Here is a 26,806-nt window from a genome sequence, read left to right as displayed (position 1 = left end):
TTAAATTTGGATCTGCGTCACAAATTAAAGCAAAAGGCGGTTATTACTGCAGGAATAAAAAAGTAAAAGGGACGAAAATTTCGTCCCTCTGTTTTTACAGCCGGGCGGGAACAGGCCCGCCTGACCGGTTTTACGCCAGCAGCGCTTTCGCTTTCGCGACGACGTTGTCGACGGTAAAGCCAAACAGTTCGAACAGCTGATCGGCAGGTGCCGATTCGCCGAAGCTGGTCATACCCACGATAGCGCCGTTCAGGCCGGTGTATTTGAACCAGTAATCAGCGATGCCCGCTTCGATTGCGACGCGTGCGCTGACCGCTTTTGGCAGCACGGATTCACGGTACTCATCGCTCTGCTTGTCGAAGGCATCCGTTGATGGCATAGAGACCACGCGCACTTTGCGGCCTTCGCTGGTGAGTTTGTCCCAGGCACCGACTGCCAGTTCAACTTCGGAACCAGTGGCGATCAGGATCAGCTCAGGCGTGCCATCGCAATCTTTCAGCACGTAACCGCCGCGCGCTACGTTAGCCAGCTGTGCCGTGTCACGCTCCTGCTGCGCCAGGTTCTGACGAGAGAAGATCAGCGCAGTCGGGCCATCTTTACGCTCAATGGCATATTTCCACGCCACCGCAGATTCAACCTGGTCACATGGACGCCACAGGCTCATGTTTGGCGTGGTGCGCAGGCTCGCCATCTGTTCAACCGGCTGGTGCGTCGGGCCATCTTCGCCCAGACCGATAGAGTCGTGGGTGTAGACCATGATCTGACGGATCTTCATCAGTGCCGCCATACGCGCTGCGTTACGCGCATATTCAACGAACATCAGGAAGGTCGCGGTGTAAGGCAGGAAGCCGCCGTGCAGCGCCAGGCCATTAGCGATTGCGGTCATACCGAACTCACGCACGCCGTAGTGGATGTAGTTACCCGCAGCATCTTCGTTGATCGGCTTAGAGCCCGACCAGATTGTCAGGTTGCTGGGTGCCAGATCGGCTGAGCCGCCCAGGTATTCCGGCAGAATTTTACCGAAAGCTTCGATAGCATTCTGTGAGGCTTTACGGCTGGCGATCTTCGCCGGGTTCGCCTGCAGCTGTTCAACGAACTTCTGCGACTCTTCCTGCCAGTTAGCTGGCAGTTCGTTGCTGACGCGGCGTTTAAACTCGGCAGCCAGTTCAGGATGAGCCTGTGCGTAAGCGGCGAATTTCTCATTCCATGCAGACTCTTTCGCCTGGCCCGCTTCTTTCGCGTCCCACTCAGCGTAGATATCAGAAGGAATAACGAACGGCGCGTGGGTCCAGCCCAGCTGTTTGCGGGTCAGTGCTACTTCGTCATCACCCAGCGGTGCGCCGTGCGAATCATGGGTACCCGCTTTGTTCGGTGAACCAAAACCGATAACGGTTTTGCACATCAGCAGTGAAGGCTTGTCGCTGACGCTTTTCGCTTCCTCGATCGCTTTAGCAATCGCATCCGCATCGTGACCATCGACGCCGCGCACCACGTGCCAGCCGTAAGCTTCAAAGCGCTTAGCGGTGTCGTCGGTGAACCAGCCATCAATGTGACCGTCGATAGAGATACCGTTGTCATCATAAAACGCCACCAGTTTGCCCAGCTTCAGCGTACCGGCCAGTGAGCAGACTTCGTGCGAGATACCTTCCATCATGCAGCCATCACCCATGAAGACATAGGTGTTGTGGTCTACGATGTCATGACCCGGACGGTTGAACTGTGCTGCCAGCGTGCGCTCAGCAATAGCAAAACCTACTGCATTAGCGATGCCCTGCCCCAGCGGACCGGTAGTGGTTTCAACACCCACGGTGTAGCCATATTCCGGGTGACCTGGAGTTTTTGAGTGCAGCTGACGGAAGTTTTCCAGTTCGCTCAGGGGCAGATCGTAACCGGTCAGGTGCAACAGGCTATAGATCAGCATTGAGCCGTGACCGTTAGAGAGCACGAAACGGTCGCGGTCAGCCCACAGCGGGTTGGTTGGGTTGTGGTTCAGGTAGCCGCGCCAGAGTACTTCAGCGATGTCCGCCATGCCCATTGGGGCACCCGGATGTCCCGATTTCGCTTTCTGTACTGCATCCATACTTAACGCACGAATGGCGTTGGCAAGCTCTTTACGAGAGGGCATTTTCTACTCCAGGTCGGATTAATGCTTCGCACCTTAACTTATTGTTATTAATGAGTTACCGGGCAAAACAAGGAAAAAGTTGCCCATCAATGTACATGAGAAACGGGGCAAAAGTACATGCTGTAAAACGCTAAATGCAGCCGCTTCGTATGGCTTTTCCAGCCATATCTGCTAGCAAAGTGCAGACTGGCACGCTATAACCAAATCGTTTATTCACCTGGCTGAGTTTCAGGTGTTTGTTTTTCTTACCTTGTTATGAATGGGATACAGCATGAAAATCAAAAAAATGGTGTTAGCGCTTGGACTGACGACGCTGCTGAGTGGCTGTCAGGGTTTAGACAACAATGCGCTGATGCAGTCGGGCGCGCAGGCGTATCAGGCTTATACCCTCAGCGACGATCAGGTAAAGCAGCTGAGCGATAAATCCTGTGAGCAGATGGACAAAGATAATCAGATTGCGCCTGCTAACAGTGATTATCAGCAGCGTCTGAACAAGATCGCTGCGGCGCTGGGCGATAACATCAACGGCGTACCGGCTAACTACAAGGTTTATCAGACCAAAGATGTCAACGCCTGGGCGATGGCAAACGGCTGTATTCGCGTTTACAGCGGTCTGATGGATATGATGACTGACAATGAAGTGGAAGGCGTGCTGGGTCATGAGATGGGCCACGTTGCGTTAGGGCATACGCGCAAGGCGATGCAGCTGGCATATGCCACAACCGCGGCCCGCACCGCAGCCGCCTCGGTTGGCGGCGTGATTGGTTCACTGTCGCAGTCGCAACTGGGTGAAATGGGTGAAAAACTGGTGAATGCGCAGTTCTCCCAGACGCAGGAGTCACAGGCGGATGACTACTCCTACGACCTGATGAAGAAGCGCAATATCGATCCAATGGGCCTGGCCACCAGCTTTGAAAAGCTGGCGAAGATGGAACAGGGACGTCAGAGTTCGATGTTTGACTCGCATCCCGCCTCTGAAGCGCGCGCAGCGCATATTCGTGAGCGAATTGCTGCCGACAGCAAGTAATCCCGCCTCTGAGCGCGCATGCATCCGGCGTGCGCGCTTAGCCGTGCGAACTCCGCTAGCGCTTAAATATCTGATCCACCATCGAGCCCAGATCCAGCTTATTGTCATGCAGCGCCTGTTCATCCATGTGTCCCTGCGGCGACATTTTATCAATCAGCTGCGGCAATAGCGCGGCCAGCGTACCCGATGCCCCTTTCACATCGGTGCCGAGTTTGTCGGCCAGTGACTGCAGTTCATCCTGACCAAAAGCAGACTGAATCTCACTGTGGCCAACCGGATGGTTATCGCCGGTGCCGATCCAGGAACCAAACACCTCACCCAGCCCGCCCTGCTGAAATTTTTGCAGCAGCACTTCAATACCGCCCTGCTCCTGCACCCAATGCCAGACAGCCTGTAACTGTCCCGGCGGATGCCCTTCACTCTGGTTGCCATCCAGTGCGCCAGCCAGTTCATCAAGAAAGCCCATGATTATCTCCACTACGCCATTTTTACGCTGTAAGTTTAGTTGCAGATAGGGGTTCGCGCCTGACGGTTACCCGTCGGGGTCAGAAGGGAATCAATCGGATCATGGCAAAGAAAGGAACATCACAGCAGCGGCCCGCCCGACGGACAGGACGCCGCGTTCAGCGCCTGCCGGACTGAAGCCGGCAGGCAGCAGGCATCAGCCTTTGTTCACAGCCTGAACATGCAGCATATCCAGCGCCAGCGTAGCCGCCGCCAGTGCCGTCAGATCAGCATGATCGTAACCCGGTGCGACTTCCACCAGATCCATGCCGACAATGTTCATGCCCTGCAGGCCACGGATCAGCTTGGTCGCTTTATCGGTGGTCAGGCCGCCAATCACCGGCGTGCCGGTGCCAGGCGCATGCGCCGGATCCAGACAGTCGATATCGAAGGTCAGATAGACCGGCAGATCGCCCACTGTGCGTTTCACTTCGGCGAGGATATCGTCAACGCTGCGGTCGTTGACCTGCGCCGCATCCAGCACGTTGAAACCCAGGCTCTTGTCGAATTCGGTACGGATACCAATCTGCACTGAGTGCTGTGGATCGATCAGACCCTCTTTCGGCGCGGTAAAGAACATGGTGCCGTGGTCAAAGGTCGGGCCGTTGGAGTAGGTGTCGGTATGCGCATCAAAGTGCACCAGCGCCATCTTGCCGAAGTGTTTTGCATGGGCGCGCAGCAGTGGCAGTGTGACGTAATGGTCGCCGCCAAAGGTCATCATGCGCTTGCCATTGGCCAGCAGTTTTTCAGCATGGGCCTGCAATTTGTCGGAGAGATCCTGCGAATCACCGAAGGCGTAAACCAGATCGCCGCAATCGACGACGTTCAGACGCTGACGCAGGTCGAAATCCCACGGCCAGCGGCAGCCTTCCCAGGCCAGATTGGTGGAGATCTGGCGAATCGCGCCCGGACCCAGGCGGCTGCCCGGACGACCCGAGGTCGCGGCATCAAACGGCACGCCGGTGATAACCCACTCGGCGTCGCTGTCGTAAGGCTGAAAATTCAGCGGAAAACGCATGAAACCAAAGGCGTTAGAAACCAGGGAGTTGTCGTACTGATTGCCAAGCGTGTTATACATAATTGCTCTCTCTATGTGCGTAAGTCGGGCCAGCCCGCAAACCATTAAGGTTGAGATGAAAAAAATCCCCTCCGCGTCGTTAGGCCCGACGAGGAAGGGATTGAGTGAGTCAGATTATCGACATAGTTAACGGCAACTGCAATATGCGATTACCGGTCGCCAGGATCGATTATTCATCTTCTAAATAGGTATAGCCGTAGAGGCCGCTCTCGAACTCTTCCAGGAACTGCGCACGCAACTCTTCGTCGAGATCGGATGCCTGAACCTGATTGCGGAACAGCGCCATCAGCTCGTTGGGATCAAGCTGCACGTAACGCAGCATGTCCGCCACAGTGTCGCCTTCATCGGAGAGCTGCACTTCCACATCGCCATTTTCGCGTGCGTAGACATCCACCGCTTCGGTGTCACCAAACAGGTTATGCATGTTGCCCAGAATTTCCTGATAAGCACCCACCATAAAGAAGCCCAGCATGGGTGGGTTATCAAGGTCATATTCCGGCATCGGCATGGTCGTCGCGATACCGTCGCCATCCACGTAGTGATCGATGGTGCCATCGGAGTCACAGGTGATGTCGAGCAGCACGGCACGGCGCTCCGGCTTCTTGTTCAGCCCTTCCAGCGGCAGTACCGGGAACAGCTGATCGATACCCCACGCATCCGGCATTGACTGGAACAGCGAGAAGTTAACGTAGATCTTATCCGCCATCCGCTCCTGCAGTTCGTCGATGATTGGACGGTGTGCACGGTTGCTCGGATCGAGATGCTGCTGAATATAGTGGCAGATGCTCAGATAGAGTTGCTCAGCCCAGGAACGCTGCTTGAGATCGTAGGTACCTGACGAGTAGCCGGTATGGATATCAAACAGATCCATCTGGCTGTCATGCAGCCATTCACGCAACGAACGGCGGGTACTTGGCTCGTGCATCTCCTGCCAGGTTTCCCACATGCTGAGGATCGGGCGCGGCGCATCCGCATCCGGCGTTTCAGGTTCGCTGAACTCGTTGCGCTCCACACCAATGATGTTGGAGACCAGCACCGTGTGGTGCGCGGTTACGGCACGGCCCGACTCGGTGATCACCGTCGGATGCTCCAGACCGTGCTCATCACAAGCAGCACCAATCGCCCAGATTACGTTGTTGGCGTACTCGTTCAGGCCGTAGTTGACCGAGCAGTCAGACTGCGAGCGCGTTCCTTCGTAATCGACGCCCAGACCGCCGCCGACGTCGAAACATTTGATGTTGACGCCCAGCTTAGCCAGTTCGACATAGAAGCGCGCCGACTCACGCACGCCGGTAGCGATGTCGCGGATGTTGGACATCTGCGAGCCCAGATGGAAATGCAGCAGCTGCAGGCTGTCGATGCGTCCCGCTTCACGCATGATCTCAACCAGTTTCAGCACCTGGGTGGCTGACAGGCCAAACTTCGACTTTTCGCCGCCGCTCGACTGCCATTTACCGGAGCCCTGCGAAGCCAGACGCGCACGGATACCAAGACGCGGCACCACATTCAGACGCTCTGCTTCTTCCAGCACCAGCCGCACTTCGGTCATCTTCTCCAGCACCAGATAGACCTTATGGCCCATCTTCTCGCCGATCAGCGCCAGACGAATATATTCGCGATCTTTATAGCCGTTACAGACGATCACCGAACGGGTCTGACCGGCGTGCGCCAGCACCGCCATCAGCTCGGCTTTTGAGCCCGCTTCCAGTCCCAGCGGTTCGCCGGAGTGGATCAGTGACTCAATCACGCGTTTGTGCTGGTTAACTTTAATCGGGTAAACCAGGAAGTAGTCGCCTTTGTAACCGTAGGATTCACGCGCACGTTTAAAGGCGGCGTTAATGGAACGCAGACGGTGTTGCAGGATCTGCGGGAAGCAGAATAAAGCGGGCAGACGCTGGCCCTGCGCTTCGCGCTCTTTGACCAGACGAGCTAAATCGACGCGCACGTCAGGACGATCCGGATCGGGGCAGACACTGATGTGGCCCAGTTCGTTAACGTCATAATAGTTGTTGCCCCACCAGGCGATGTTGTACGTACGCAACATTTTGCTCGCATCCTGATCGTTCATTGCAACCTCCTGCATGGAGCGGAGTGTACCCTGTTCGCCAGCTGACGAACCTTTGATATTCTTCATGTCGTCAGACATCGCGAACCTCAATTTTCCGTTGAAAGATGAAACTGTTAACCGGCTTTATGGCCGCTAATCTGAAAACCTGTTGCCACATTAAACGCAATGTCCTGTTCACCTGACGTTGCCGTCAGCGCGATTCACGCATGAGAGTTAAGTGTAAAACACCCGGGCCATCTCCGTTTAAACAGAGAACATTTAACTGATCTGTATTGACCATGGATAACCTGCGTCGTTCCGCTGCGCGGGCGCAGAGAAGAGACAAAACCGATCGAGCAGAGATAAAGATTAGCCTGCGCCTGTGTCGGTAAAATTACCGCATCGGACATCGCGTCGGCAGGAAAGAGAAACAGATGGGAGGCAGGAGAGAGCCAGCGCAGCGCCGCAGCGCAGAGAACCGGAAGAAGAAAAAGCGTGGTTCATTACTTGTATCACCTCCGCATATGCCAGGGGCATATGGAAAACAACCTGGGTGAAAGCCAGACCAGAGTCTGACAGGCGCGACGCAAACAGTGGCGTCATCCTTGCTGCTGCTATCAAAGCAGCGGCGTTTTATACAGTTTACCGCCCTAAAATGCAAAAATATTATCGGGGAATTGCGTGTAGCGTCAGCAAATTATGCCGATAACAGAGACAGGTTAAATGCTGAAACAGAAAAAGGGCTGGTAATTGGTTTATCCTCTATCCTAAAATAGCCGTCCAGATGGTTTTCCATCTAAACAGGTTACTATCCAGGCGGTGTTGGCCTGCTGTGCTGACACAACCTCACTGCTCGCGGCTTTGCCTGAAGGGGCGTCAGGTCAGACCACCTCACTGGCGCTATGCAGTCGTACTCAAACCATATTTAAGGTAAAGAACAGAATGGCTAAACACCTTTTTACGTCCGAGTCTGTATCAGAAGGACATCCCGATAAAATCGCCGACCAGATCTCCGATGCTGTGCTGGATGCGATCCTTGAACAGGATCCTAAAGCGCGCGTGGCCTGCGAAACCTACGTTAAAACCGGTATGGTGCTGGTTGGCGGTGAAATCACCACCAGCGCCTGGGTCGATATCGAAGAGATCACCCGTAAAACCGTACGTGAAATCGGCTATGTCCATTCCGATATGGGCTTTGACGCCAACTCCTGCGCGGTATTAAGCGCGATTGGTAAACAGTCTCAGGATATCAATCAGGGCGTTGACCGTACCGATCCGCTGGAACAGGGCGCGGGCGACCAGGGCCTGATGTTCGGCTATGCCACCAACGAAACAGACGTGCTGATGCCTGCGCCGGTGACCTATGCGCACCGTCTGGTACAGCGTCAGGCTGAAGTGCGTAAAAATGGCACCCTGCCGTGGCTGCGTCCGGATGCCAAGAGCCAGGTCACTTTCCAGTATGACGATGGCAAAATCGTGGGCATCGATGCAGTTGTGCTCTCTACCCAGCATGCTGAATCCATCAGCCAGAAAGATCTGCAGGAAGCAGTGATGGAAGAGATCATCAAGCCGGTTCTGCCCGCAGAGTGGCTGAGCGCCTCGACCAAATATCACATCAACCCAACCGGTCGTTTTGTGGTCGGTGGCCCGATGGGCGATTGCGGTCTGACCGGTCGTAAAATTATCGTAGACACCTACGGCGGCATGGCGCGTCACGGTGGCGGTGCGTTCTCGGGTAAAGATCCGTCTAAAGTTGACCGCTCTGCAGCCTATGCGGCGCGTTACGTGGCGAAAAACATCGTAGCGGCCGGTCTGGCTGACCGTTGTGAAATCCAGGTCTCCTACGCTATCGGCGTGGCTGAACCCACTTCCATCATGGTGGAAACCTTCGGCACCGAGAAAATCTCTACCGAACAGCTGACGCTGCTGGTGCGCGAGTTCTTCGACCTGCGTCCATATGGTCTGATCCAGATGCTGGATCTGCTGCACCCAATCTATAAAGAGACCGCAGCTTACGGCCACTTTGGTCGTGAACATTTCCCATGGGAAAAAACCGACAAAGCTGCCCTGCTGCGTGAAGCGGCTGGCCTGTAAGGTTACCGGCTGCTGATAAAACCCTGCCACTGCGGCCTGATGCTGGTCAGTTAAGATTAGCTTTATAAAGGCTGCCACGGTCAAACGTGGCAGCCTTTTTTTCCGGGCGAGCGAGCCGCAGTGCGGGCCAGCGCACCTCTGCTGCTGCCGGGCCGTACTCGCGCCGCTCACGCGGTACCTTCGGCTTTGACGTCGTGCCGACGAACCGTCACGCCTCAGCGCTGCGGATAGCCCTTTCAGCAGCAGAGGCGCTCAGGCCTTCACTCTCGTGCCCTTTCTGACAATACACACTGAAGTTTCAGAGCAGGCCGGGGCCGGGCAGGGGCAGGCAATCCGCAGCGCTGAACAGAATGAGTCTGCCAGGAGAGCCCGCAGGACGCGGGCGAAAGGCGGGGCGGCACAGGATGTGCCATCCCCGGCGGTCCGTCAGGCAGAGGAATGAAGTGAAGGAACCGCGCAGCGGCGCGAGGACCGCCAGCCCCTGCCCGGCACCAGACTGCGTTATCACCTGTCGCTTAACTGACTGGCATTATGCTACTGCGGCAGGGTGTTTTATTGCCTTTTCAGCCCCAATGCTAACCGGAGCAATTTTGCTCCCGCTACCCTTCTGAACGATAAGCCAGCGCAGTTTCTGGCGAGCGCGTGACGACAAAAAAACGCATCTGCCCAACTTCTTCTTCTCTCTGCAGCAAATTTTCAGTTCTCAGCTACACTTCTTTTCGCTTTTTCTGACGACTAAATGTTAACGATTACAAATTGAAAGGCTTTGTTTATCCGATATTTAGGAATTAACGCACGTAGTTATTCTGCTGAAAATGCGTTATTTTCAGCGTCGTCTGATAGCCAGTAAATAGAGCATTGTCAGAAACTTAATGAGTGCTATACCTCACTGGTTAATTAATCTTTCCGGGAAAAATATGCTGAATTTCAGGGTTTCAGCGTGTGTAAGCGATTACACTGATGTGATCAGGCTCACTTTTTTCCGGCAAAAGGTTTTTTAACATTGATAAAAACAATGATGGATAAACCTGGAGGCTAAAATGCCTGGCAATACACACAAAAGCAGAACTTCAAATAAGGCGATGACCTTATTTGTCTGCTTTCTGGCGGCCCTTGCGGGTCTGCTGTTCGGTCTGGATATCGGCGTTATCGCCGGTGCTCTGCCGTTTATCGCAAAGGACTTTAACGTCACCCCTCATCAGCAGGAGTGGATCGTCAGTTCCATGATGTTTGGTGCGGCGGTCGGTGCTATCGGCAGCGGCTGGATGTCATCCCGCCTGGGCCGTAAAAAAAGCCTGATGGCCGGTGCGATTCTGTTCGTTATCGGTTCACTCTGGTCGGCGATGTCGCCAAACCCGGAAATGCTGATCAGCGCCCGCGTTCTGCTGGGCCTGGCAGTCGGTATCGCCTCTTATACCGCCCCGCTTTATCTTTCTGAGATCGCTCCGGAAAAAATTCGCGGCAGTATGATTTCTCTTTATCAGCTGATGATCACCATCGGTATTCTTGGCGCTTACCTGTCCGATACGGCGTTCAGCTTTACCGGCAACTGGCGCTGGATGCTGGGCATCATCACTATTCCGGCACTGTTGCTGCTGGTCGGCGTTTTCTTCCTGCCAAACAGCCCACGCTGGCTGGCGGCGCGAGGCAACTTCCGCGATGCACAACGCGTACTGGATCGTCTGCGTGACACCAGCGAGCAGGCAAAACGTGAGCTGGAAGAGATCCGTGAAAGCCTGAAGATCAAACAGTCTGGCTGGGGTCTGTTCACCAGCAGCAGTCACTTCCGCCGTGCGGTCTATCTCGGCATCCTGCTGCAGGTGATGCAACAGTTTACCGGCATGAACGTCATCATGTACTACGCGCCAAAAATCTTTGAAATCGCGGGCTTCACCAACACCACCCAGCAGATGTGGGGTACGGTGATTGTGGGTCTGGTTAACGTACTGGCGACCTTTATTGCCATTGGCCTGGTGGATCGCTGGGGTCGTAAACCTACCCTGATTCTGGGCTTTATGGTGATGGCAGCCGGTATGGGCGTTCTGGGTACGATGCTGCACTTCGGCATTCACTCGGCGGGCGCACAGTACTTTGCGGTAGGTATGCTGCTGATGTTCATCATCGGTTTTGCGATGTCAGCCGGTCCGTTGATCTGGGTACTCTGTTCCGAAATTCAGCCGCTGAAAGGCCGCGATTTCGGTATCACTGTCTCCACCACCACCAACTGGATCGCGAACATGATCGTGGGTGCGACCTTCCTGACAATGCTGAATACGCTGGGCAATGCGAACACCTTCTGGGTCTACGCACTGCTTAACCTGTTCTTCATTCTGCTGACGGTGATGCTGATCCCTGAGACCAAAAACGTCTCGCTGGAACACATTGAACGTAACCTGATGGCAGGTAAAAAACTGCGCGACATCGGTTCACGCGACTAACTTTACCCGGTAAAAAACGCGGTAAAAAAACGGCGGGGTTTCTCTGGAAACCCCGCCGTTTTTATTTGTTCAACGCCCCACTACGCTGTGGTTACTCGCGTTACCGGCAGGGGCCGCCGTATGCAGCAGAGCGCCAGCGCCATAATGAAAATGGTCGCGGTCTGATTATAGGGCAGCACCGAATCGGTCAGTCCGGTGGTAAACAGTGCCACCATCGGCAGCGCCACGCCGCGCAGATCACACTTCTTCAGCCAGCCCGCCAGCACCGTCAGATAGAGCAGCGCCAGCGACGCTGTACCCAGCCATCCCTGCAATGACGTCACTTCGAGGAACTCGTTGTGCATGTTGTATTTAACGTTGGTGAAGCCTTCGACATTGAGAGGATAGTGCGCAGTGATGAACTGACGCGCCTCAGTGGTGCGCGCATCCGGCGTCGCAAAACCGCCATGGTGCTCAATAAAGTTGACCGCTCCGCCCCAGATGGCGACACGTGCGCCCAGCGAGGTCGAACTGTTTGAACCAAAGTTCTCAATATCCTGCACCCCCTCTACCCAGCGGTTGCTGGTCATCAGAATCAGCACCGCCATTACGCCCACCAGCAGAGCGCTAATCCGCCAGTTGGTCAGCAGCGACAGCCGGTAGGTCTGCACCAGGAAAAGCAGCCCCACGGCAATCAGCGCAATCAGGGTCACACGGGTGCCGCACAGGTAGAGCAAGGCAAAGGTCACTGCCAGCACAGCGATATCGGCCACCTTCCAGTAAGCGTGCGTCTCATAGCGGCTTAGCCAGAGCCAGGCACAGTAAATAAACAGAATCATGTAGGAGGACATGGAGGCGGCTTCGGTAGTGAGCTTGATGCGAATATTCTCAGTGTAGAGATGCTCGTGGATACCAAAGCCCAGCGTAATCAGCAGGCCGAGAAGGATGAGCCCTTTTCCGACGCGTAGCGTGGTCAGGGAGACCCGATCCCCATAAACAGCCAGACTGAGCAGCACAAAGGCACCCATCAACAGCCGCTTCGCCCCCAGCAGATAGTTGCCGATATTGGTGATGGCATCGGTTGAGGGCGCGGTTTCGATCCCCTTCACGTGTATCGCCCAGAACAGCCGAATCAGGGCAAAGATAATCAGCACAGCAAACAGGGCGATATAAAAACCATTCTCTTTAAAGTCCATCCGCCTGCGCACCAGGCCATACAACACGGACGCGATAGAGAGATAAGAGACCAGATAGAATATTTTTTGCGGCAGGCCGGTAACAAACATATTCAGCGACAGCGCCAGGCAGAGCGCAATAACTGAAAAATTAACCATTAACGTTAATCCATTGCGACTGATTTTATTCGTCATGCTTAACCTCAGTAAGGCGGTTAAACACACTCATCAGGTGCTTCATATAATTTTCCTCATAAAAACCGGTGATGCTCGCTTTAATAGCCTGATGATCGGGGAAGTGGAAATCCCCGCTCATGGCGTTGAGAATCGCGGCCAGCGCCATGCTGTCATGGGTGGGATAGAGCTGACCATTAATACCGTTCTGAATAATTTCCGCCGGGCCGCTGATGCAGTCGGATGAAACACAGTAGACGCCGCGCGACATCGCCTCCAGCAGGATCAGCGGGAAGCCTTCGAAGTTAGAGGTCATGACCAGGCAGGTGACCTGTCTGATATGGCGGATGACATACTCCCAGGCATTTTCCTGCCAGCCATGCCAGGTGATGCGATCCTGAATGCCGAGTTGCGTCACGTAGTGCTGACATTGCGTCAGATCTTCCCCGTCCCCCACTATCTCCAGCGTCCAGGGCGCCTCCAGTTGCTGCAGGGCATCAAACAGATCTTTAAGCTGTTTCTGCCGCTGATAATGGACGCGACCAATATAGAGGAACTTCAGCGCCTGGGGTCTGCCGATTACCGTGTCATTGCGTTTGATCGGGTTATAGATAACGTCAACGTCAGTGGCGCGTGCGCCCAGTTCCACCAGCTGCTCTTTAATCTGATTACTGATCGCAAAATGGTGATCGGCCCGCAGCAGATAATGGGGACGATAACGTTCACGCGGAGGCAGGTGCATCCAGCTCGACAACACGATTTTACATCCTGAAAGCGTGATTGCCCGGCGCGTCATCAGGCAGGGAATGGTGTTGAGGGTCAGGACATGATCGGGCTGATAACGACGAAAGAAGGCGGCCATTCTCAGCGTATGAATAAGATTTTTTATTTTCTTATTGCGCAGCGTGCAGACGCTCTCAGCCAGAACAGCGTTGGCGGTCCAGGCGCGGGAGTGGCTCTCCTCACCGCTGTTGATAATAAACAGCCCTGCTTCGGTACCGGTTTCCGCATTCAGGGCCGTGATCAACTGTCCGGTCACATTTTCCATACCACCACGACCGGCCATCAGATCCGTCACCAGCACAATCCGTTGTTTCCTGACGTTATCATTATTTTTCATTGCTTTATCCATGCCCTGTGCCGTTCGCTTTTCATCCATCCACTCTGCGGTGAATGTCATTAATAGAATATTCTAAAAAAGAGCATAACAATATTTAAACCAGAAATTTTCCCCAGCCAGAACCGTACTTATCGCTGGCGAAGTTGAGTTCCTGCGCGGCGGCGATTATTCTGAGCGCCATGAAAACGCCTCGTCTCCCCATTGCCCTGCAGCAGGCCGTGATGCGCTCGCTGCGCCAGTCGCTTGAACGTGCGAATCAGGCGCTGAAAACCCGTTATCCGGAACCGAAACTGCTCTACCAGCAGCGTGGTACGGCGGCGGGCACCGCCTGGCTGGCATCCTGGGAAATTCGCATCAATCCTTTGCTGCTGCTGGAAAACCAGCAGGCATTTATCGATGAAGTGGTGCCGCATGAGCTGGCGCATCTGCTGGTCTGGAAGCAATTTGGTCGCGTCGCGCCGCACGGCAAAGAGTGGAAATGGATGATGGAGCAGGTGCTGGGCGTTCCGGCACGGCGTACTCACCAGTTTGAGATCGCATCCGTACGCAGCAACACCTTTGCCTACCGCTGTCAGTGCCAGCAGCATCAACTGACGGTGCGCCGCCACAATCGCATACTGCGCAAAGAGAGTGAATATCGCTGCGTGCACTGCGGCAGCCTGCTGATCGCGGGTGAATTTGTCGCGTCCTGAGAAGAATCCCCATTCCGCCCTATTCCACATTCTGTTACCCTGCCGCCCTTTTTCGTACTGAGTAGAAATCTGGAATATGTCTCGCATACTAAGTCTGGCGGTTGCGCTGCTGTTTGCGCCCGCCGCTGACGCCCTCAACCTGAATAACTATCATCAAAATAACTTTCAGCAGGCCAAAACCTTTGCGGCGGCGATCAACGCCGATGCACCGGGTTCTTTTTACTGTGGCTGTAAGATTCAGTGGCAGGGAAAAAAGGGGATTCCCGATCTCAACAGCTGTGGCTATCAGGTGCGCAAAAACGCCAATCGCGCCGCACGCATTGAGTGGGAACACGTGATGCCCGCCTGGGAGTTTGGCCATCAGCGTCAGTGCTGGCAGGATGGCGGTCGTAAAAACTGCAGCAAAGATCCCGACTACCGCCGCATCGAAACCGACCTGCACAACCTGCAGCCTGCGGTGGGTGAAGTGAATGGCGACCGTGGCAACTTCGCCTACAGTCAATGGAACGGCAGCGAGCAGCAGTACGGCCAGTGTGAGATGAAGATCGACTTTAAACTCAAACAGGCGGAGCCACCTGCGCGGGCGCGTGGTGCCATTGCCCGCACCTATTTCTATATGCGCGACCAGTATCATCTGCGTATTTCGCGCCAGCAGACGCAGCTGTTTACCGCCTGGAACAAGCTCTATCCCGTGACAATATGGGAGTGCGAACGCGACCAGCGCATTGCAAAGGTTCAGGGCAATCATAATCCTTATGTGCAGCAGGCTTGCCAGCGCTAAAATCCCTGCCCTACACTAGCTCTTTTTCCAATGACGCCGCTGCAGCGCGGCGTCCGGTCTCAGGAACCTTATGCGCATACCTCGCATCTATCACGCCGGGCCATTAAGCATCGGCAGTGAAATTACCCTGGATGAAGATGCATCCAATCATGTGGGCCGGGTGCTCCGGATGACGGCAGGTCAGCGTCTGGAACTCTTTGATGGCACTAATCTGACTTTTGCAGCAGAGATCACGCATGTTGATAAAAAGCGTGTAAAAGTATCGGTCACAGAGAGCCAGCCGGACGATCGTGAGTCACCTTTACATCTGCATTTAGGTCAGGTGATGTCGCGCGGTGAAAAAATGGAATTCACTATCCAGAAATCGATTGAACTGGGCGTGAATGTCATTACACCCTTGTTTTCCGAGCGCTGTGGCGTAAAGCTTGATGCTGAGCGTCTGGCGAAGAAGATCCAGCAGTGGCAGAAAATTGCTATTGCCGCCTGCGAGCAGTGCGGCCGTAATCGCGTGCCGGAGATTCGTGAAGCGATGACGCTGGAAGCCTGGTGTGCAGAAGCGGACAGCGGTCTGAAGCTTAACCTGCATCCGCGCGCCAGTCACAGCATCAACACGCTGCCCCAGCCTGTTGAGCGGGTAAGGTTGCTGATTGGCCCTGAAGGCGGTTTGTCTGCGGACGAGATTGCGATGACGGCGCAGCACGATTTTACTGACATTCTGCTTGGCCCACGGGTATTGCGTACCGAAACTACCGCGCTGACGGCCATTACGGCACTTCAGGTGAGGTTTGGCGACCTGGGTTAAGCGATACTTTCAGCGGAAAGAGAGCAGGCATGATGTCCTGACCGATCGGCCCACTGCAGACCGAACCAGACGAGGCGGTAAATGCCGCCTCACCGAGGAGATAATAATGATTAAACTTGGCATCGTGATGGACCCTATTTCGTCCATCAATATTAAAAAAGACTCCAGCTTCGCTATGCTGCTGGAAGCACAGCGCCGTGGTTACGAAATTCACTACATGGAGATGCACGATCTCTCCCTGCGCGGTGGCGTGGCCTCTGCCCGCACCCGCCTGCTGACCGTCGAGCAGAATCCTGAGAACTGGTATCAGTTCGGCAGCGAGCAGGTGATCCCGCTGGCTGACCTGAATGTGGTGCTGATGCGCAAAGATCCGCCATTCGATACCGAGTTCATCTATGCGACCTACATTCTGGAACGCGCTGAAGAGCTGGGTACGCTGATCGTGAACAAACCGCAGAGCCTGCGTGACTGTAACGAAAAGCTCTACACCGCCTGGTTTGCCGAGTTTACGCCTGACACCCTGGTGACCCGCAGCAAAGCGCAGCTGCGCGCCTTCTGGCAGGAGCATGGCGACATCATCATGAAGCCGCTGGATGGCATGGGTGGTGCGTCGATTTTCCGCGTGAAGAAAGATGATCCTAACTTTGGCGTGATTACCGAAACGCTGACCGAGCATGAGAGCCGTTTCTGCATGGCGCAGAATTATATTGCGGCGATCACCGAGGGTGACAAACGCGTGTTGGTCGTCGATGGCGAGCCGGTGCCTTACTGCCTGGCGCGTATTCCGCAGGGCGGTGAAACGCGTGGCAACCTCGCCGCCGGTGGTCGCGGTGAAGCGCGTCCGCTGAGCGAAAGCGACTGGGAAATCGCGCGCCGTGTTGGTCCAACGCTGAAAGCAAAAGGGCTGATTTTTGTCGGTCTGGACATCATCGGTGATAAACTGACTGAAGTTAACGTGACCAGCCCAACCTGCATTCGTGAAATTGAGGCTGCGTTCCCGATCTCCATCACCGGCATGTTGATGGATGCCATTGAGAAGCGCCTGGGCTGAGCATGACGCCGGGGCGAAGCTCCGTGATCAACCCAATACCGGTGCGGCCGTCGCGTGCCGGTTATTTTTTTGGTACATCGTGTGAGAATGAATCTACAACATCACTTTTTGATTGCCATGCCTTCATTGCAGGATCCTTTCTTCAAACGTTCCGTGGTCTATCTCTGCGAACATAACGAAGAGGGTGCAATGGGACTGATCATCAATAAACCCATGGAAAACCTGACGGTTGAAGGCATTCTGAAGAAGCTCAAAATCTCTGCTGACGATCGCGATCCGGCGATCAAGCTGGATAAACCGGTGTTTACCGGCGGCCCGCTGGCGGAAGATCGTGGCTTTATCCTGCACTCCGCACAACGCACCTTTACCTCCAGTATTCGTGTTTCCGATAACACGATCATCACCACGTCCCGTGACGTGCTGGAGTCGATCGGTACGGCGTCTCAGCCCACTAACGTGCTGGTAGCGCTGGGTTACTGCGCCTGGGAGAAAGATCAGCTGGAAAATGAGCTGATGGAAAATGCCTGGCTGACCACCCCCGCTAACAGCAACATCCTGTTCCAGACGCCGATTTCAGAGCGCTGGCGCGAAGCGGCGCGCAGTATTGGCGTCGATATTCACAACATGGCCAGCGACGCCGGACACGCCTGATGTCAACTCAAACTCTGTTAGGATTCGACTTCGGCACCAAAAGTATTGGTGTCGCCGTAGGTCAGGAACTCACTGGCAGCGCCCGTCCGCTGACCGCCCTGAAAGCGCAGGATGGCATCCCGGACTGGCTGATAATCGAAAAGCTGCTGAAAGAGTGGCAGCCCGATTTCGTGGTGGTGGGATTACCGCTGAACATGGATGGCACCGAGCAGCCGCTGACCGATCGCGCACGTAAATTTGCCAACCGCCTGCACGGGCGTTTTGGCATCCGCGTGGAGCTGCAGGATGAACGACTCAGCACGGTAGAAGCGCGTGCAGGCCTGTTTGAACGCGGCGGCTATCGCGCGCTCAATAAAGGATCGGTCGACTCACAGTCTGCTGCCATCATTTTGCAGGACTGGTTCGAAAACCATTACTGACATCCTGACTCAATCAGTCCGGCTGCCTGACGTGCCAGTCTGCTCTGCTCAAACGTCTGCATACCGGCCTGTGCGCCGGTTTGTAACAGCGCAGGGATCTGGTGCATCTTGCCTTCTCTGATCAGATTGGTGATGCCCGGTGTGGCGATCAGGACCTCAAACAGTCCGATGCGCGAACCGGCAACTGATGGCACCAGCCGCTGTGCAATTACCGCTTTCAGGCTGCCCGCCAGCTGAGTACGCACCAGCTGTTTCTCCTCTGCCGGAAAGACATCAACCAGCCGATCCACCGCCTGCGCCGCGCCACGCGTGTGCAGCGTCGCCAGCACCAGATGGCCGGTCTCCGCAGCCGTCAGTGCCTGACGAATAGTGTCGCTGTCGCGCAGTTCGCCCAGCAGGATGACGTCGGGATCTTCACGCAGTGCTGCCTTTACCCCCAGCGAGAACGAACCGCAGTGCAGGCCTATTTCCCGCTGCTGTATCAGCGACTGCTGGCTGTGATGGATAAATTCAATCGGATCTTCCAGCGTGATGATATGCAGCGCCTGCTGGCGGTTCAGCGCATCGACCAGCGCCGCCAGCGTGGTTGATTTACCGCTGCCGGTCGCTCCCGTCACCAGAATCAGCCCATCCTGCTGCTCCAGCAGCGTCGGGACAATGGCGGGCAGTTGCAGGCTCGCAAGCGTCGGGCATGCCGTGGCGATGATGCGCAGTGCCAGTGACAGGCCATTGCGCTGCATAAAGAGATTCGCGCGCAGACGCTGACCATCGGCCAGACTCAGAGCGAAATCGAGCTGCCCTGCGCGCTCCAGCTCCTGACGCTGCGGGTCACTGAGCCAGCGGGCCATAAACTGCGCCATCCATGCGCCAGAAAGCGGGCACTGCTGCGGCATCGCCTCCAGCCTTCCCTGCCGCCGCCAGTAGGGCAAATGTCCGCTGCAAAGGTGCAGATCGGCGGCATTATGCTTTACACTAAGCCCCACCATTTCATCCAGATTCATAATTTCTCCTGACTATGACCTCAATCCAGCAGAACCTACAGCAAGTGCGGCAGCGAATCGCTGCTGCTGCCGCGAGTTGCGGCCGCGCACCAGAAGAAATTACCCTGCTTGCAGTCAGTAAAACCAAACCTGCGAGCGCGGTCGAAGAAGCCTTTGCCGCTGGCCAGATTGCCTTTGGTGAAAATTACGTTCAGGAAGGGGTTGAAAAGGTCCAGGCACTGGCCGCACATCCTGAGCTGGAGTGGCACTTCATCGGTCCGCTGCAGTCCAATAAAAGCCGTCTGGTGGCGGAACATTTCGCCTGGTGTCACACCATTGACCGTCAGCGCATCGCGCAGCGGCTCAACGATCAGCGGCCTGCTTCGCTGCCACCACTGAATGTGTTAATTCAGGTAAATATCAGTGACGAGAACAGCAAATCTGGCATCATGCTGGAGGCCGTATCCGGGCTGGCGGAGCAGATCGCTGCCCTGCCGCAACTGCGGCTGCGCGGATTAATGGCGATTCCGGCAGCCGAGAGTGATTACGCGCGGCAGCTGGCGGTGTGTCAGCAGATGGCGGAAGCCTTCCGGCAGCTGCAACAGCACTATCCGCATGCAGACACGCTTTCGCTGGGAATGAGCGATGACATGGAGGCGGCAATCGCCGCAGGCAGTACGATGGTGCGTATCGGCACCGCCATTTTTGGCGCACGAGATTATGCGCACAACTCACAACAATAACAGAGGAACTTCATGTTAACACTGACGTTTTTAGTAAAAACGCTGATCGATCTCTACGTCATGGTGCTGCTGTTACGCATCTGGATGCAGTGGTCCCGCTGCGATTTTTACAATCCAGTGGCGCAGTTTGTCGTAAAAGTGACACAGCCGATTGTTAAGCCGCTGCGTCGTATACTGCCGGCACTGGGACCGATTGATACCGCCTCGCTGCTGCTGGCATTTGTGCTGACCACGCTGAAATACCCGATTTTATTGCTGATTCAGGTGGGCGTCTTCTCGGTCGACCCAACCAATCTGCTGGTCGGCCTGCTGTCGCTGGTTAAATCCGCCGGCTATCTGGTCTTCTGGGTGATTATTATTCGCTCCCTGATGAGCTGGATCAGCCAGGGCCGGGGTCCTGTCGACTATCTGCTGGTGCAGTTAACCGAGCCGATGATGGCACCTGTTCGCCGTATTCTGCCTGCGATGGGCGGCATCGATTTCTCAGCGATGATCGTCATCCTGGTGCTGTATGCCCTGAACTTTCTCGGCATGGACCTGTTCCCGGGTCTCTGGTATCTGCTGTAAATGAATCAAACTGGAACTGTTATGCAAAAAGTTGTCCTCGCAACCGGCAATCCCGGCAAAGTGCGTGAACTGGCGGAGTTACTCTCCGCCTTTGGTCTGGATATCGTCGCACAGACCGACCTTGGGGTTGAATCGGCGGAAGAGACCGGCCTGACCTTTATTGAGAACGCGATTCTCAAGGCGCGTCACGCGGCACAGATCACCGGATTACCGGCCATTGCCGATGATTCCGGCCTGGCCGTGGATGCGCTGGGCGGCGCGCCCGGCATCTACTCGGCGCGCTACGCCGGTGAAGAAGCCAGCGATCAACAGAACCTGGAGAAGCTGCTGCAGGCGCTGGAAAACGTGCCGGACGGTCAGCGCCAGGCACAATTTCACTGCGTGCTGGTCTATCTGCGTCATGCGGAAGATCCGACCCCGCTGGTGTTCCACGGCAGCTGGCAGGGTGAGATCACCCGCGCCGCCGCTGGTGCCGGTGGTTTTGGTTACGACCCGATTTTCTTTGTCCCGGCGCTGGGTAAAACCGCGGCCGAACTGAGTAAAGCGGAAAAAGGTGCAGTTTCTCACCGGGGTAAAGCATTGACGCTGTTGCTGGAAGCGATGCGTAATGCCTAATCTGCCGCCGTTAAGTCTCTATATCCACATTCCGTGGTGCGTACAGAAATGTCCCTACTGTGATTTTAACTCCCACGCGCTGAAAGATGAGGTGCCGCACGTTGAATACGTGCAGCACCTGCTGCGCGATCTGGAGATCGATTTACCGCTGATCAATGGCCGGGAAGTGCGCACGATCTTCATCGGTGGCGGCACGCCCAGCCTGCTGAGCAGCAGCGCGATGCAGATGCTGATGGATGGTGTGCGGGAGCGTCTGACGCTCTCGCCCGATGCGGAAGTGACCATGGAAGCCAATCCGGGCACCGTGGAAGCGGACCGGTTCAGCGCCTATCAGCGCGCCGGTATCAACCGTATTTCGATTGGCGTACAGAGTTTCAGTCCGCAAAAACTGCAGCGTCTTGGCCGCATTCACGGCCCGGAAGAGGCGGTCCGCGCCGCTGAACTGGCAGAGTCGCTGTCGCTGCGCAGTTTTAACCTTGACCTGATGCATGGACTGCCCGATCAGTCGCTGGAAGAGGCGCTCGACGATTTACGTCAGGCGATTGCGCTTAATCCGCCGCATCTTTCCTGGTATCAGCTCACGATTGAACCCAACACCCTGTTTGGCTCACGCCCGCCGGTGCTGCCGGATGATGATGCGCTATGGGATATTTTCGAACAGGGCGATCAGCTGCTGCAGGCTGCCGGTTATCAGCAGTATGAGACCTCCGCCTACGCGAAGCCGGGTTATCGCTGTGAACACAACCTCAATTACTGGCGCTTTGGCGACTATCTGGGGATTGGGTGTGGCGCACACGGCAAGCTGACGCAACCGGATGGCCGCATAGTCCGCACGGTGAAAACCCGTCATCCGCGTGGATTTATGCAGGGGAACTACCGCGAAAAGCAGTATGACGTTGCCGATAGCGACAAGCCGTTTGAATATTTCATGAACCGCTTTCGCCTGCTGGAAGCCGCGCCGCGCGACGAGTTCAGCCGCTATACCGGTTTATCAGAGCAGGTGATCCGTCCGCAGATGGATGCCGCGATTGCCGCAGGTTACGTGACTGAAACCGCGGAGCAGTGGCAGATTACGGAGAAAGGGAAGCTGTTTCTGAATTCGCTGCTGGAGCTGTTCTTAGCGGAAGAGTAACAAAAGCGCCTCAGCCCGACAGACTGAGGCGTTAACCTATTTTTTCAGTGCGCCGGTAAGCTGTTTACGCTGATCTTCCAGCGAAATAACGCGATTACATACCTCGTGACCGAAGTTCTGGAAATCCTGCTCCTGCTTGCTCCACTCAGCCTGAATCGACTGCTGCAAACCGCCCAGATTACCCATAATCGCCTGCAACGGATTACTGCCGCCGCTGCCCTGCTTACTGCCCATCTCGTTCAGGCTATCCTGCATCACGCCGCCCAGGGTCGACTGCACCAGCCTTTCACCTTCGGCGCGTACCTGATCAATCGCCTGATGGTGGAACGTCAGCCCATCTTCACGGTGTTCAATGATGCGGTTCATCTGCTGTTTCAGCTGACCATTCAGCGTGGTCAGGCGATTACGCACGTTGCTATCTGTGCCCAGTTTTTCAACGATGACCTGATCCAGTGCCGCACGCCCTTTCTCCAGACGTGATGTCGCCCCGCTGTCGATCCACGGCAGATCGCGACGCAGCGCGTTCTGATAGTCGATCGCTTTCTGGCGTCCGGCCGTATCGAGCGTGACCTTCTGTCCATTGAACTGCACGTCGCCCTGCGGCGAGATTTCCATATTGCCGTTGGCACCGACCACCTGCACGCTCTGCGGCTTAATCACCACATCGTCCTGCGGCTTAACGCTGCATTCATAGGCTGCCTGAGCCTGGGTTGCTGCCACCAGCAGCACAGCAAGAAGCGCTTTACGCATCATATCTACTCCCTAAGATCGGGTCTGAAACCCTCTGATCGGGCCTCAGCCCGACACTGTGTGACGACTTAGTCCCACCAGACGTCAAAGAGTTCAGTCATCTGAACGTCCTGCAGCTTGCGATCTTCCAGCCATTTACGAACCAGAGCACGATGCTCATCGGTGCATTTGCCGGTTTTCTGCAGGCAAACCAGACCTTCCCACACCAGGTAACCGCTGCCATCGAAGGCCAGGCCGTTAGGATCGATCGCTTCATTGATGAACTGGTTCAGCGTCTCATCAATTTCGCTTTCGCTGGTGCCTTCCGGGAAGCGCCAGGCAACCGAGAAGCCCAGTTCCTGAAACTCATCAATGTGCAGTTTTTTACGTAAACGGCGGCTGCGTTGTGTGGCCATTATTTCACCCTCTCAAACATTAAATCCCATACGCCGTGGCCTAAACGCTGCCCGCGCTGCTCAAACTTGGTCAGTGGACGCGTCTCAGGACGCGGCACATAATTCTGTTGTTCTGACTGGTTGCGGTAACCATCGATGCTGTTCATCACTTCCAGCATATGTTCCGCGTAGGCTTCCCAGTCGGTCGCCATGTGGAAGACGCCGCCCAGCTTCAGTTTACGCATCACCAGCTCGGCGAAAGGCACCTGAACGATACGGCGTTTATTGTGACGCGCTTTATGCCACGGATCGGGGAAGAAGAGCTGAACCATGCGCAGCGAGTTATCCGGAATCATCTTCTCCAGCACTTCCACCGCGTCATGGCACATCACCCGAAGGTTCTGCACATCGGCTTCTTTGGCGGCGGCCAGACAGGCACCCACGCCCGGCGCATGCACTTCAATACCCAGGAAGTTCTGATGCGGCGTGTTCTGCGCCATCGTTACCAGCGAAGCGCCCATACCAAAGCCAATTTCCAGCGTCACCGGGGCTTCGCGGCCAAACAGCGCGGTCAGATCGACAGGCTCCGGCTGATATTCCACCCCCATGACCGGCCACAGGGTGTCCAGCGCCTGCTGCTGGCCTTTGGTTAAGCGGCCCTGGCGGCGCACAAAGCTGCGGATCCGGCGTAATGGCCGCCCGTTCTCATCAAATTCTGGGGTGATGACGTCATTAATCATGTAAAAGCCTGCTGGTTAGCCTGTTCCGGGAAACGGGCATTATGCAAAGTTCATAAGCAGAAGCAAGCCTTTGCAATCTTCCGGTTTACACCCAGGTGCGCATGTGCTGGAATTCCTGCCTGAGTGTAGAGTAAACACGGAAAATTTCCTTCTTATGATGCAAGCGCCGCAGTTCGCGCAACAGGTGCTGGACTGGTATCAGCGCTTTGGTCGCAAAACCCTGCCGTGGCAGCTGGAGAAAACGCCTTACAAGGTGTGGCTCTCCGAAGTGATGCTACAGCAAACCCAGGTTGCCACGGTTATTCCCTATTTTGAACGCTTTATGGCGCGCTTCCCCACGGTCACCGATCTGGCTGCGGCTCCGCTGGATGAGGTGTTACATCTCTGGACCGGCCTCGGCTACTACGCCCGTGCGCGCAATCTGCATAAAGCCGCAAAGCAGATTGTCGAGGTTCATCAGGGCGAGTTCCCGCGTAATTTCGATGATGTCTCCGCCCTGCCCGGCGTAGGCCGCTCCACGGCGGGCGCGATCCTGTCGCTGTCACTGGGGCAGCATTTCCCGATTCTGGATGGCAACGTCAAGCGCGTGCTGGCCCGCTGCTATGCCGTCAGCGGCTGGCCGGGTAAAAAAGAGGTCGAAAAACGGCTCTGGCAGATCAGCGAAGAGGTCACACCCGCCGAGGGCGTCAGCCAGTTTAATCAGGCGATGATGGATCTGGGTGCTATCGTCTGTACCCGATCGAAGCCGAAGTGCGAAATCTGCCCGCTGAACAGCGGTTGTGAGGCGTATGCCAGCAGCAGCTGGGCGAGCTATCCCGGTAAGAAGCCTAAGCAGGTGCTGCCAGAGCGCAGCGGCTGGTTCCTGATGATGCAGGATGGTGATGATGTCTGGCTGGAGCAGCGCCCGCCTGTGGGCTTGTGGGGCGGTCTGTTCTGCTTCCCGCAGTTCACAACGGAAGCGGCACTGACCGACTGGCTGGCGGCCCGCGGCATCCATGCAAAACCGCAGCAGCTTACTGCGTTTCGCCACACCTTCAGCCATTTCCATCTCGATATCGTGCCAATGTGGCTGACGTGGCCTTCTGTCGGGGCGGCGATGGATGAAGCAGGCGGTCTCTGGTATAACTTAGCGCTGCCACCATCTGTGGGATTAGCCGCACCCGTTGAGCGCCTGTTACACGAGCTGCGCCATCCCCGACAACTGGCTTTGAACAGTTGTGAGATTAATGAGGAAGAATAATGAGCCGCACCATTTTTTGTACTTTTTTACAGCGCGACGCGGAAGGACAGGATTTTCAGCTCTATCCGGGCGATCTGGGTAAGCGCATTTACAACGACATTTCTAAAGAAGCCTGGCAGAAGTGGATGGCGAAACAGACCATGTTGATCAACGAGAAGAAGCTCAACATGATGAATCCCGAAGATCGTAAAGTGCTGGAGAAGGAGATGATCAATTTCCTGTTCGAAGGTAAAGACGTTCATATCGAAGGCTATACACCGCCAGAAGCGTAAACATTCCGGGCCTCATCGCTGAGGCCGGTTATCCAGGTCAGGCTTGCATTCCCAATGAATAAAAAATTAATCGCCCTGCTGGTGATAGCACCACTTTTGGTTTCCTGTTCCGGGTCAAAGAAACAGCAGTCCCACGAGGAGTGGGTAAAAGATACCAACGCCTTTGATATTCTGATGGGGCAGTTTGCTCATAATATTGAGAATATCTGGGGTATCAATGAGGTCCTGATCGCCGGACCCAAAGATTACGTCAAATATAGTGACAACTATTACACCCGCAGCCACATTAACTTTGAAAGCGGTAAGCTGACCATCGAGACGATTTCTGGCACCGATCCTATGGCCAGCCTGCGTCAGGCAATCGTGACCACCCTGTTGATTGGCGAAGATCCGGGTAATGTCGATCTCTACTCTGACGCCAACGATATTGAAATCAGTAAAGAGCCGTTGCTGTATGGGCAGGTGCTGGATAATACCGGTCAGCCGATTCGCTGGCAGGGTCGCGCGGAAGCTTTTGCTGACTATCTGATTCAGAATAAATTGCAGCGCCGCACCTCGGGTCTGCATGTGATTTACACCATTTCAATTCCGATGGTGCCGAACCACCTGGATAAGCGTGCGCACAAATACCTGCCGATGGTGCGTAAAGCCGCCGATCAGTATGGTGTCGATGCCTCATTGATTCTGGCGATTATGCAGACCGAGTCGAGCTTTAACCCCTACGCCGTGAGCCATTCTGATGCGCTGGGTCTGATGCAGGTGGTGCAGCATACTGCCGGTGTTGACGTGTTCCGCATGAAGGGTAAATGGGGCAAGCCGAGCCGCAGCTATTTGCTGGATCCGGAGAACAATATTGATGCGGGTACCGCTTATCTGTCGCTGTTGCAGCGTAGCTATCTGGGCGGCATTCAGGATCCGGTGTCACGTCGTTATGCGGTGATCACCGCCTATAACGGCGGCGCAGGCAGCGTGCTGCGAGTCTTCTCCAGCGATAAAGATCGGGCGTTTTCGATGATTAACGGCATGTCACCGAGCAAGGTTTATTCGACCCTGGCGAACCAGCATCCGTCGGCGGAGTCGCGTCGTTATCTTTATAAGGTGAGTACCGCGCAGAAGAGTTACCGGGGATTCTGATTGGCTCAGCGCTAAAGCGGGGAGTGTTCGCTGCGCGAACGGGCTTGGGTGTAGCGCCTGGCTGCTGGGATTGTTCGCTGCGCGAACGGGCTATGAGAAGGC

At 55.5% G+C, this 26,806-nt stretch carries 26 protein-coding genes; 16 read left to right on the top strand and 10 right to left on the bottom strand.

Annotated features, from left to right (window positions below; genetic code table 11):
• Window positions 1–130: 130 nt before the first annotated feature.
• On the bottom strand, window positions 131–2,125 hold the full coding sequence (gene tkt / locus ACR8BN_RS03880; protein WP_031592557.1) for a transketolase: 1,995 nt from the start codon (window positions 2,123–2,125) through the stop codon (window positions 131–133).
• Window positions 2,126–2,396: 271 nt separating this feature from the next.
• On the opposite strand from tkt, the gene ACR8BN_RS03875 reads away from it, so the two are divergent.
• On the top strand, window positions 2,397–3,152 hold the full coding sequence (locus tag ACR8BN_RS03875; protein WP_031592558.1) for a M48 family metallopeptidase: 756 nt from the start codon (window positions 2,397–2,399) through the stop codon (window positions 3,150–3,152).
• Window positions 3,153–3,207: 55 nt separating this feature from the next.
• Here the strand turns inward: ACR8BN_RS03875 and ACR8BN_RS03870 are convergent, their stop codons facing one another.
• The 3 genes from ACR8BN_RS03870 to speA all read right to left on the bottom strand — a co-directional run bounded on the left by ACR8BN_RS03870 (window position 3,208) and on the right by speA (window position 6,880).
• Entirely contained in the window at window positions 3,208–3,618 is a 411-nt protein-coding gene (locus tag ACR8BN_RS03870) for a YidB family protein (RefSeq protein ID WP_010248845.1), read from the bottom strand.
• A gap of 195 nt (window positions 3,619–3,813) precedes the next feature.
• On the bottom strand, window positions 3,814–4,734 hold the full coding sequence (gene speB / locus ACR8BN_RS03865; protein ID WP_010248847.1) for an agmatinase: 921 nt from the start codon (window positions 4,732–4,734) through the stop codon (window positions 3,814–3,816).
• A 169-nt stretch (window positions 4,735–4,903) separates the two neighbouring features.
• Window positions 4,904–6,880 (bottom strand): biosynthetic arginine decarboxylase, encoded by a 1,977-nt coding sequence (gene speA / locus ACR8BN_RS03860; RefSeq protein WP_010248849.1) that lies wholly within the window; start codon window positions 6,878–6,880, stop codon window positions 4,904–4,906.
• 843 nt (window positions 6,881–7,723) lie between these two features.
• Here speA and metK point away from each other — a divergent pair.
• Window positions 7,724–8,875, top strand: a complete 1,152-nt coding sequence (gene metK, locus ACR8BN_RS03855; RefSeq protein ID WP_434747344.1) for a methionine adenosyltransferase — start codon at window positions 7,724–7,726, stop codon at window positions 8,873–8,875.
• A gap of 1,040 nt (window positions 8,876–9,915) precedes the next feature.
• Window positions 9,916–11,313, top strand: coding sequence for a sugar porter family MFS transporter (locus ACR8BN_RS03850; protein ID WP_033772546.1), 1,398 nt, complete (start codon window positions 9,916–9,918; stop codon window positions 11,311–11,313).
• 80 nt (window positions 11,314–11,393) lie between these two features.
• Here ACR8BN_RS03850 and ACR8BN_RS03845 read toward each other — a convergent pair whose 3' ends face one another.
• Both ACR8BN_RS03845 and ACR8BN_RS03840 read right to left on the bottom strand, forming a co-directional pair.
• Window positions 11,394–12,626, bottom strand: coding sequence for an O-antigen ligase family protein (locus ACR8BN_RS03845; RefSeq protein WP_182687520.1), 1,233 nt, complete (start codon window positions 12,624–12,626; stop codon window positions 11,394–11,396).
• Between the two features lie 25 nt (window positions 12,627–12,651).
• The gene (locus ACR8BN_RS03840) at window positions 12,652–13,800 is read right to left on the bottom strand and encodes a glycosyltransferase (protein WP_434747568.1); all 1,149 of its coding nucleotides are present in this window, start codon (window positions 13,798–13,800) and stop codon (window positions 12,652–12,654) included.
• A gap of 140 nt (window positions 13,801–13,940) precedes the next feature.
• On the opposite strand from ACR8BN_RS03840, the gene ACR8BN_RS03835 reads away from it, so the two are divergent.
• The 6 genes from ACR8BN_RS03835 to ruvX all read left to right on the top strand — a co-directional run bounded on the left by ACR8BN_RS03835 (window position 13,941) and on the right by ruvX (window position 18,157).
• Complete coding sequence (locus ACR8BN_RS03835; RefSeq protein WP_425017004.1) at window positions 13,941–14,453, top strand: SprT family zinc-dependent metalloprotease; 513 nt, start codon at window positions 13,941–13,943, stop codon at window positions 14,451–14,453.
• A gap of 76 nt (window positions 14,454–14,529) precedes the next feature.
• A complete protein-coding gene (gene endA / locus ACR8BN_RS03830) occupies window positions 14,530–15,234 on the top strand; it encodes a deoxyribonuclease I (RefSeq protein WP_031594098.1) in 705 nt (234 codons plus the stop codon).
• 70 nt (window positions 15,235–15,304) lie between these two features.
• The gene (gene rsmE, locus ACR8BN_RS03825; RefSeq protein WP_010248866.1) at window positions 15,305–16,036 is read left to right on the top strand and encodes a 16S rRNA (uracil(1498)-N(3))-methyltransferase; all 732 of its coding nucleotides are present in this window, start codon (window positions 15,305–15,307) and stop codon (window positions 16,034–16,036) included.
• Window positions 16,037–16,142: 106 nt separating this feature from the next.
• The gene (gene gshB, locus ACR8BN_RS03820; protein ID WP_010248868.1) at window positions 16,143–17,087 is read left to right on the top strand and encodes a glutathione synthase; all 945 of its coding nucleotides are present in this window, start codon (window positions 16,143–16,145) and stop codon (window positions 17,085–17,087) included.
• Between the two features lie 87 nt (window positions 17,088–17,174).
• A complete protein-coding gene (locus ACR8BN_RS03815) occupies window positions 17,175–17,738 on the top strand; it encodes a YqgE/AlgH family protein (protein WP_010248870.1) in 564 nt (187 codons plus the stop codon).
• The gene (gene ruvX, locus ACR8BN_RS03810) at window positions 17,738–18,157 is read left to right on the top strand and encodes a Holliday junction resolvase RuvX (protein ID WP_031594097.1); all 420 of its coding nucleotides are present in this window, start codon (window positions 17,738–17,740) and stop codon (window positions 18,155–18,157) included. The genes ACR8BN_RS03815 and ruvX overlap by 1 nt, the downstream gene beginning before the upstream one ends.
• On the opposite strand, the gene ACR8BN_RS03805 is transcribed toward ruvX, so the two are convergent.
• Window positions 18,151–19,158: a type IV pilus twitching motility protein PilT gene (locus ACR8BN_RS03805; protein ID WP_311976344.1), complete on the bottom strand. Its 1,008-nt coding sequence runs from the start codon at window positions 19,156–19,158 to the stop codon at window positions 18,151–18,153. The genes ruvX and ACR8BN_RS03805 overlap by 7 nt on opposite strands.
• 14 nt (window positions 19,159–19,172) lie before the next feature.
• On the opposite strand from ACR8BN_RS03805, the gene ACR8BN_RS03800 reads away from it, so the two are divergent.
• Genes ACR8BN_RS03800 through hemW form a run of 4 tightly spaced genes read left to right on the top strand, consistent with a single transcriptional unit; the run spans window position 19,173 to window position 22,194 of the window.
• Window positions 19,173–19,880 carry a YggS family pyridoxal phosphate-dependent enzyme gene (locus ACR8BN_RS03800; protein WP_010671071.1) on the top strand — a complete coding sequence of 236 codons (708 nt, stop codon included), beginning with the start codon at window positions 19,173–19,175 and terminating at the stop codon, window positions 19,878–19,880.
• Between the two features lie 12 nt (window positions 19,881–19,892).
• On the top strand, window positions 19,893–20,447 hold the full coding sequence (locus ACR8BN_RS03795) for a YggT family protein (protein ID WP_010248879.1): 555 nt from the start codon (window positions 19,893–19,895) through the stop codon (window positions 20,445–20,447).
• A 21-nt stretch (window positions 20,448–20,468) separates the two neighbouring features.
• On the top strand, window positions 20,469–21,062 hold the full coding sequence (locus tag ACR8BN_RS03790) for an XTP/dITP diphosphatase (protein ID WP_010671072.1): 594 nt from the start codon (window positions 20,469–20,471) through the stop codon (window positions 21,060–21,062).
• Window positions 21,055–22,194 (top strand): radical SAM family heme chaperone HemW, encoded by a 1,140-nt coding sequence (gene hemW / locus ACR8BN_RS03785; RefSeq protein WP_010248883.1) that lies wholly within the window; start codon window positions 21,055–21,057, stop codon window positions 22,192–22,194. The genes ACR8BN_RS03790 and hemW overlap by 8 nt, the downstream gene beginning before the upstream one ends.
• A gap of 36 nt (window positions 22,195–22,230) precedes the next feature.
• On the opposite strand, the gene ACR8BN_RS03780 is transcribed toward hemW, so the two are convergent.
• The 3 genes from ACR8BN_RS03780 to trmB form a co-directional block, all read right to left on the bottom strand.
• A complete protein-coding gene (locus ACR8BN_RS03780; protein WP_010248885.1) occupies window positions 22,231–22,947 on the bottom strand; it encodes a DUF2884 domain-containing protein in 717 nt (238 codons plus the stop codon).
• Between the two features lie 65 nt (window positions 22,948–23,012).
• Window positions 23,013–23,339 carry a YggL family protein gene (locus ACR8BN_RS03775; protein WP_003853403.1) on the bottom strand — a complete coding sequence of 109 codons (327 nt, stop codon included), beginning with the start codon at window positions 23,337–23,339 and terminating at the stop codon, window positions 23,013–23,015.
• A complete protein-coding gene (trmB, locus tag ACR8BN_RS03770; protein ID WP_031594093.1) occupies window positions 23,339–24,058 on the bottom strand; it encodes a tRNA (guanosine(46)-N7)-methyltransferase TrmB in 720 nt (239 codons plus the stop codon). The genes ACR8BN_RS03775 and trmB overlap by 1 nt, the downstream gene beginning before the upstream one ends.
• Window positions 24,059–24,212: 154 nt before the next feature.
• Between trmB and mutY the strand changes: the two genes are divergently transcribed.
• Genes mutY through mltC form a run of 3 tightly spaced genes read left to right on the top strand, consistent with a single transcriptional unit; the run spans window position 24,213 to window position 26,704 of the window.
• Window positions 24,213–25,298, top strand: a complete 1,086-nt coding sequence (mutY, locus tag ACR8BN_RS03765; RefSeq protein WP_033769896.1) for an A/G-specific adenine glycosylase — start codon at window positions 24,213–24,215, stop codon at window positions 25,296–25,298.
• Window positions 25,298–25,570, top strand: coding sequence for an oxidative damage protection protein (locus tag ACR8BN_RS03760; protein ID WP_003853409.1), 273 nt, complete (start codon window positions 25,298–25,300; stop codon window positions 25,568–25,570). Before mutY ends, ACR8BN_RS03760 begins: the two co-directional genes overlap by 1 nt.
• Window positions 25,571–25,624: 54 nt before the next feature.
• Window positions 25,625–26,704, top strand: coding sequence for a membrane-bound lytic murein transglycosylase MltC (mltC, locus tag ACR8BN_RS03755; protein WP_010248892.1), 1,080 nt, complete (start codon window positions 25,625–25,627; stop codon window positions 26,702–26,704).
• Window positions 26,705–26,806: the final 102 nt, after the last annotated feature.

It is taken from the genome of Pantoea sp. Lu_F5_004, from assembly GCF_051136245.1.
Taxonomy (GTDB): domain Bacteria; phylum Pseudomonadota; class Gammaproteobacteria; order Enterobacterales; family Enterobacteriaceae; genus Pantoea; species Pantoea agglomerans.
Note: the sequence above shows the minus strand (reverse complement) of the source record. Positions and strands in the feature narration are given on the sequence as shown.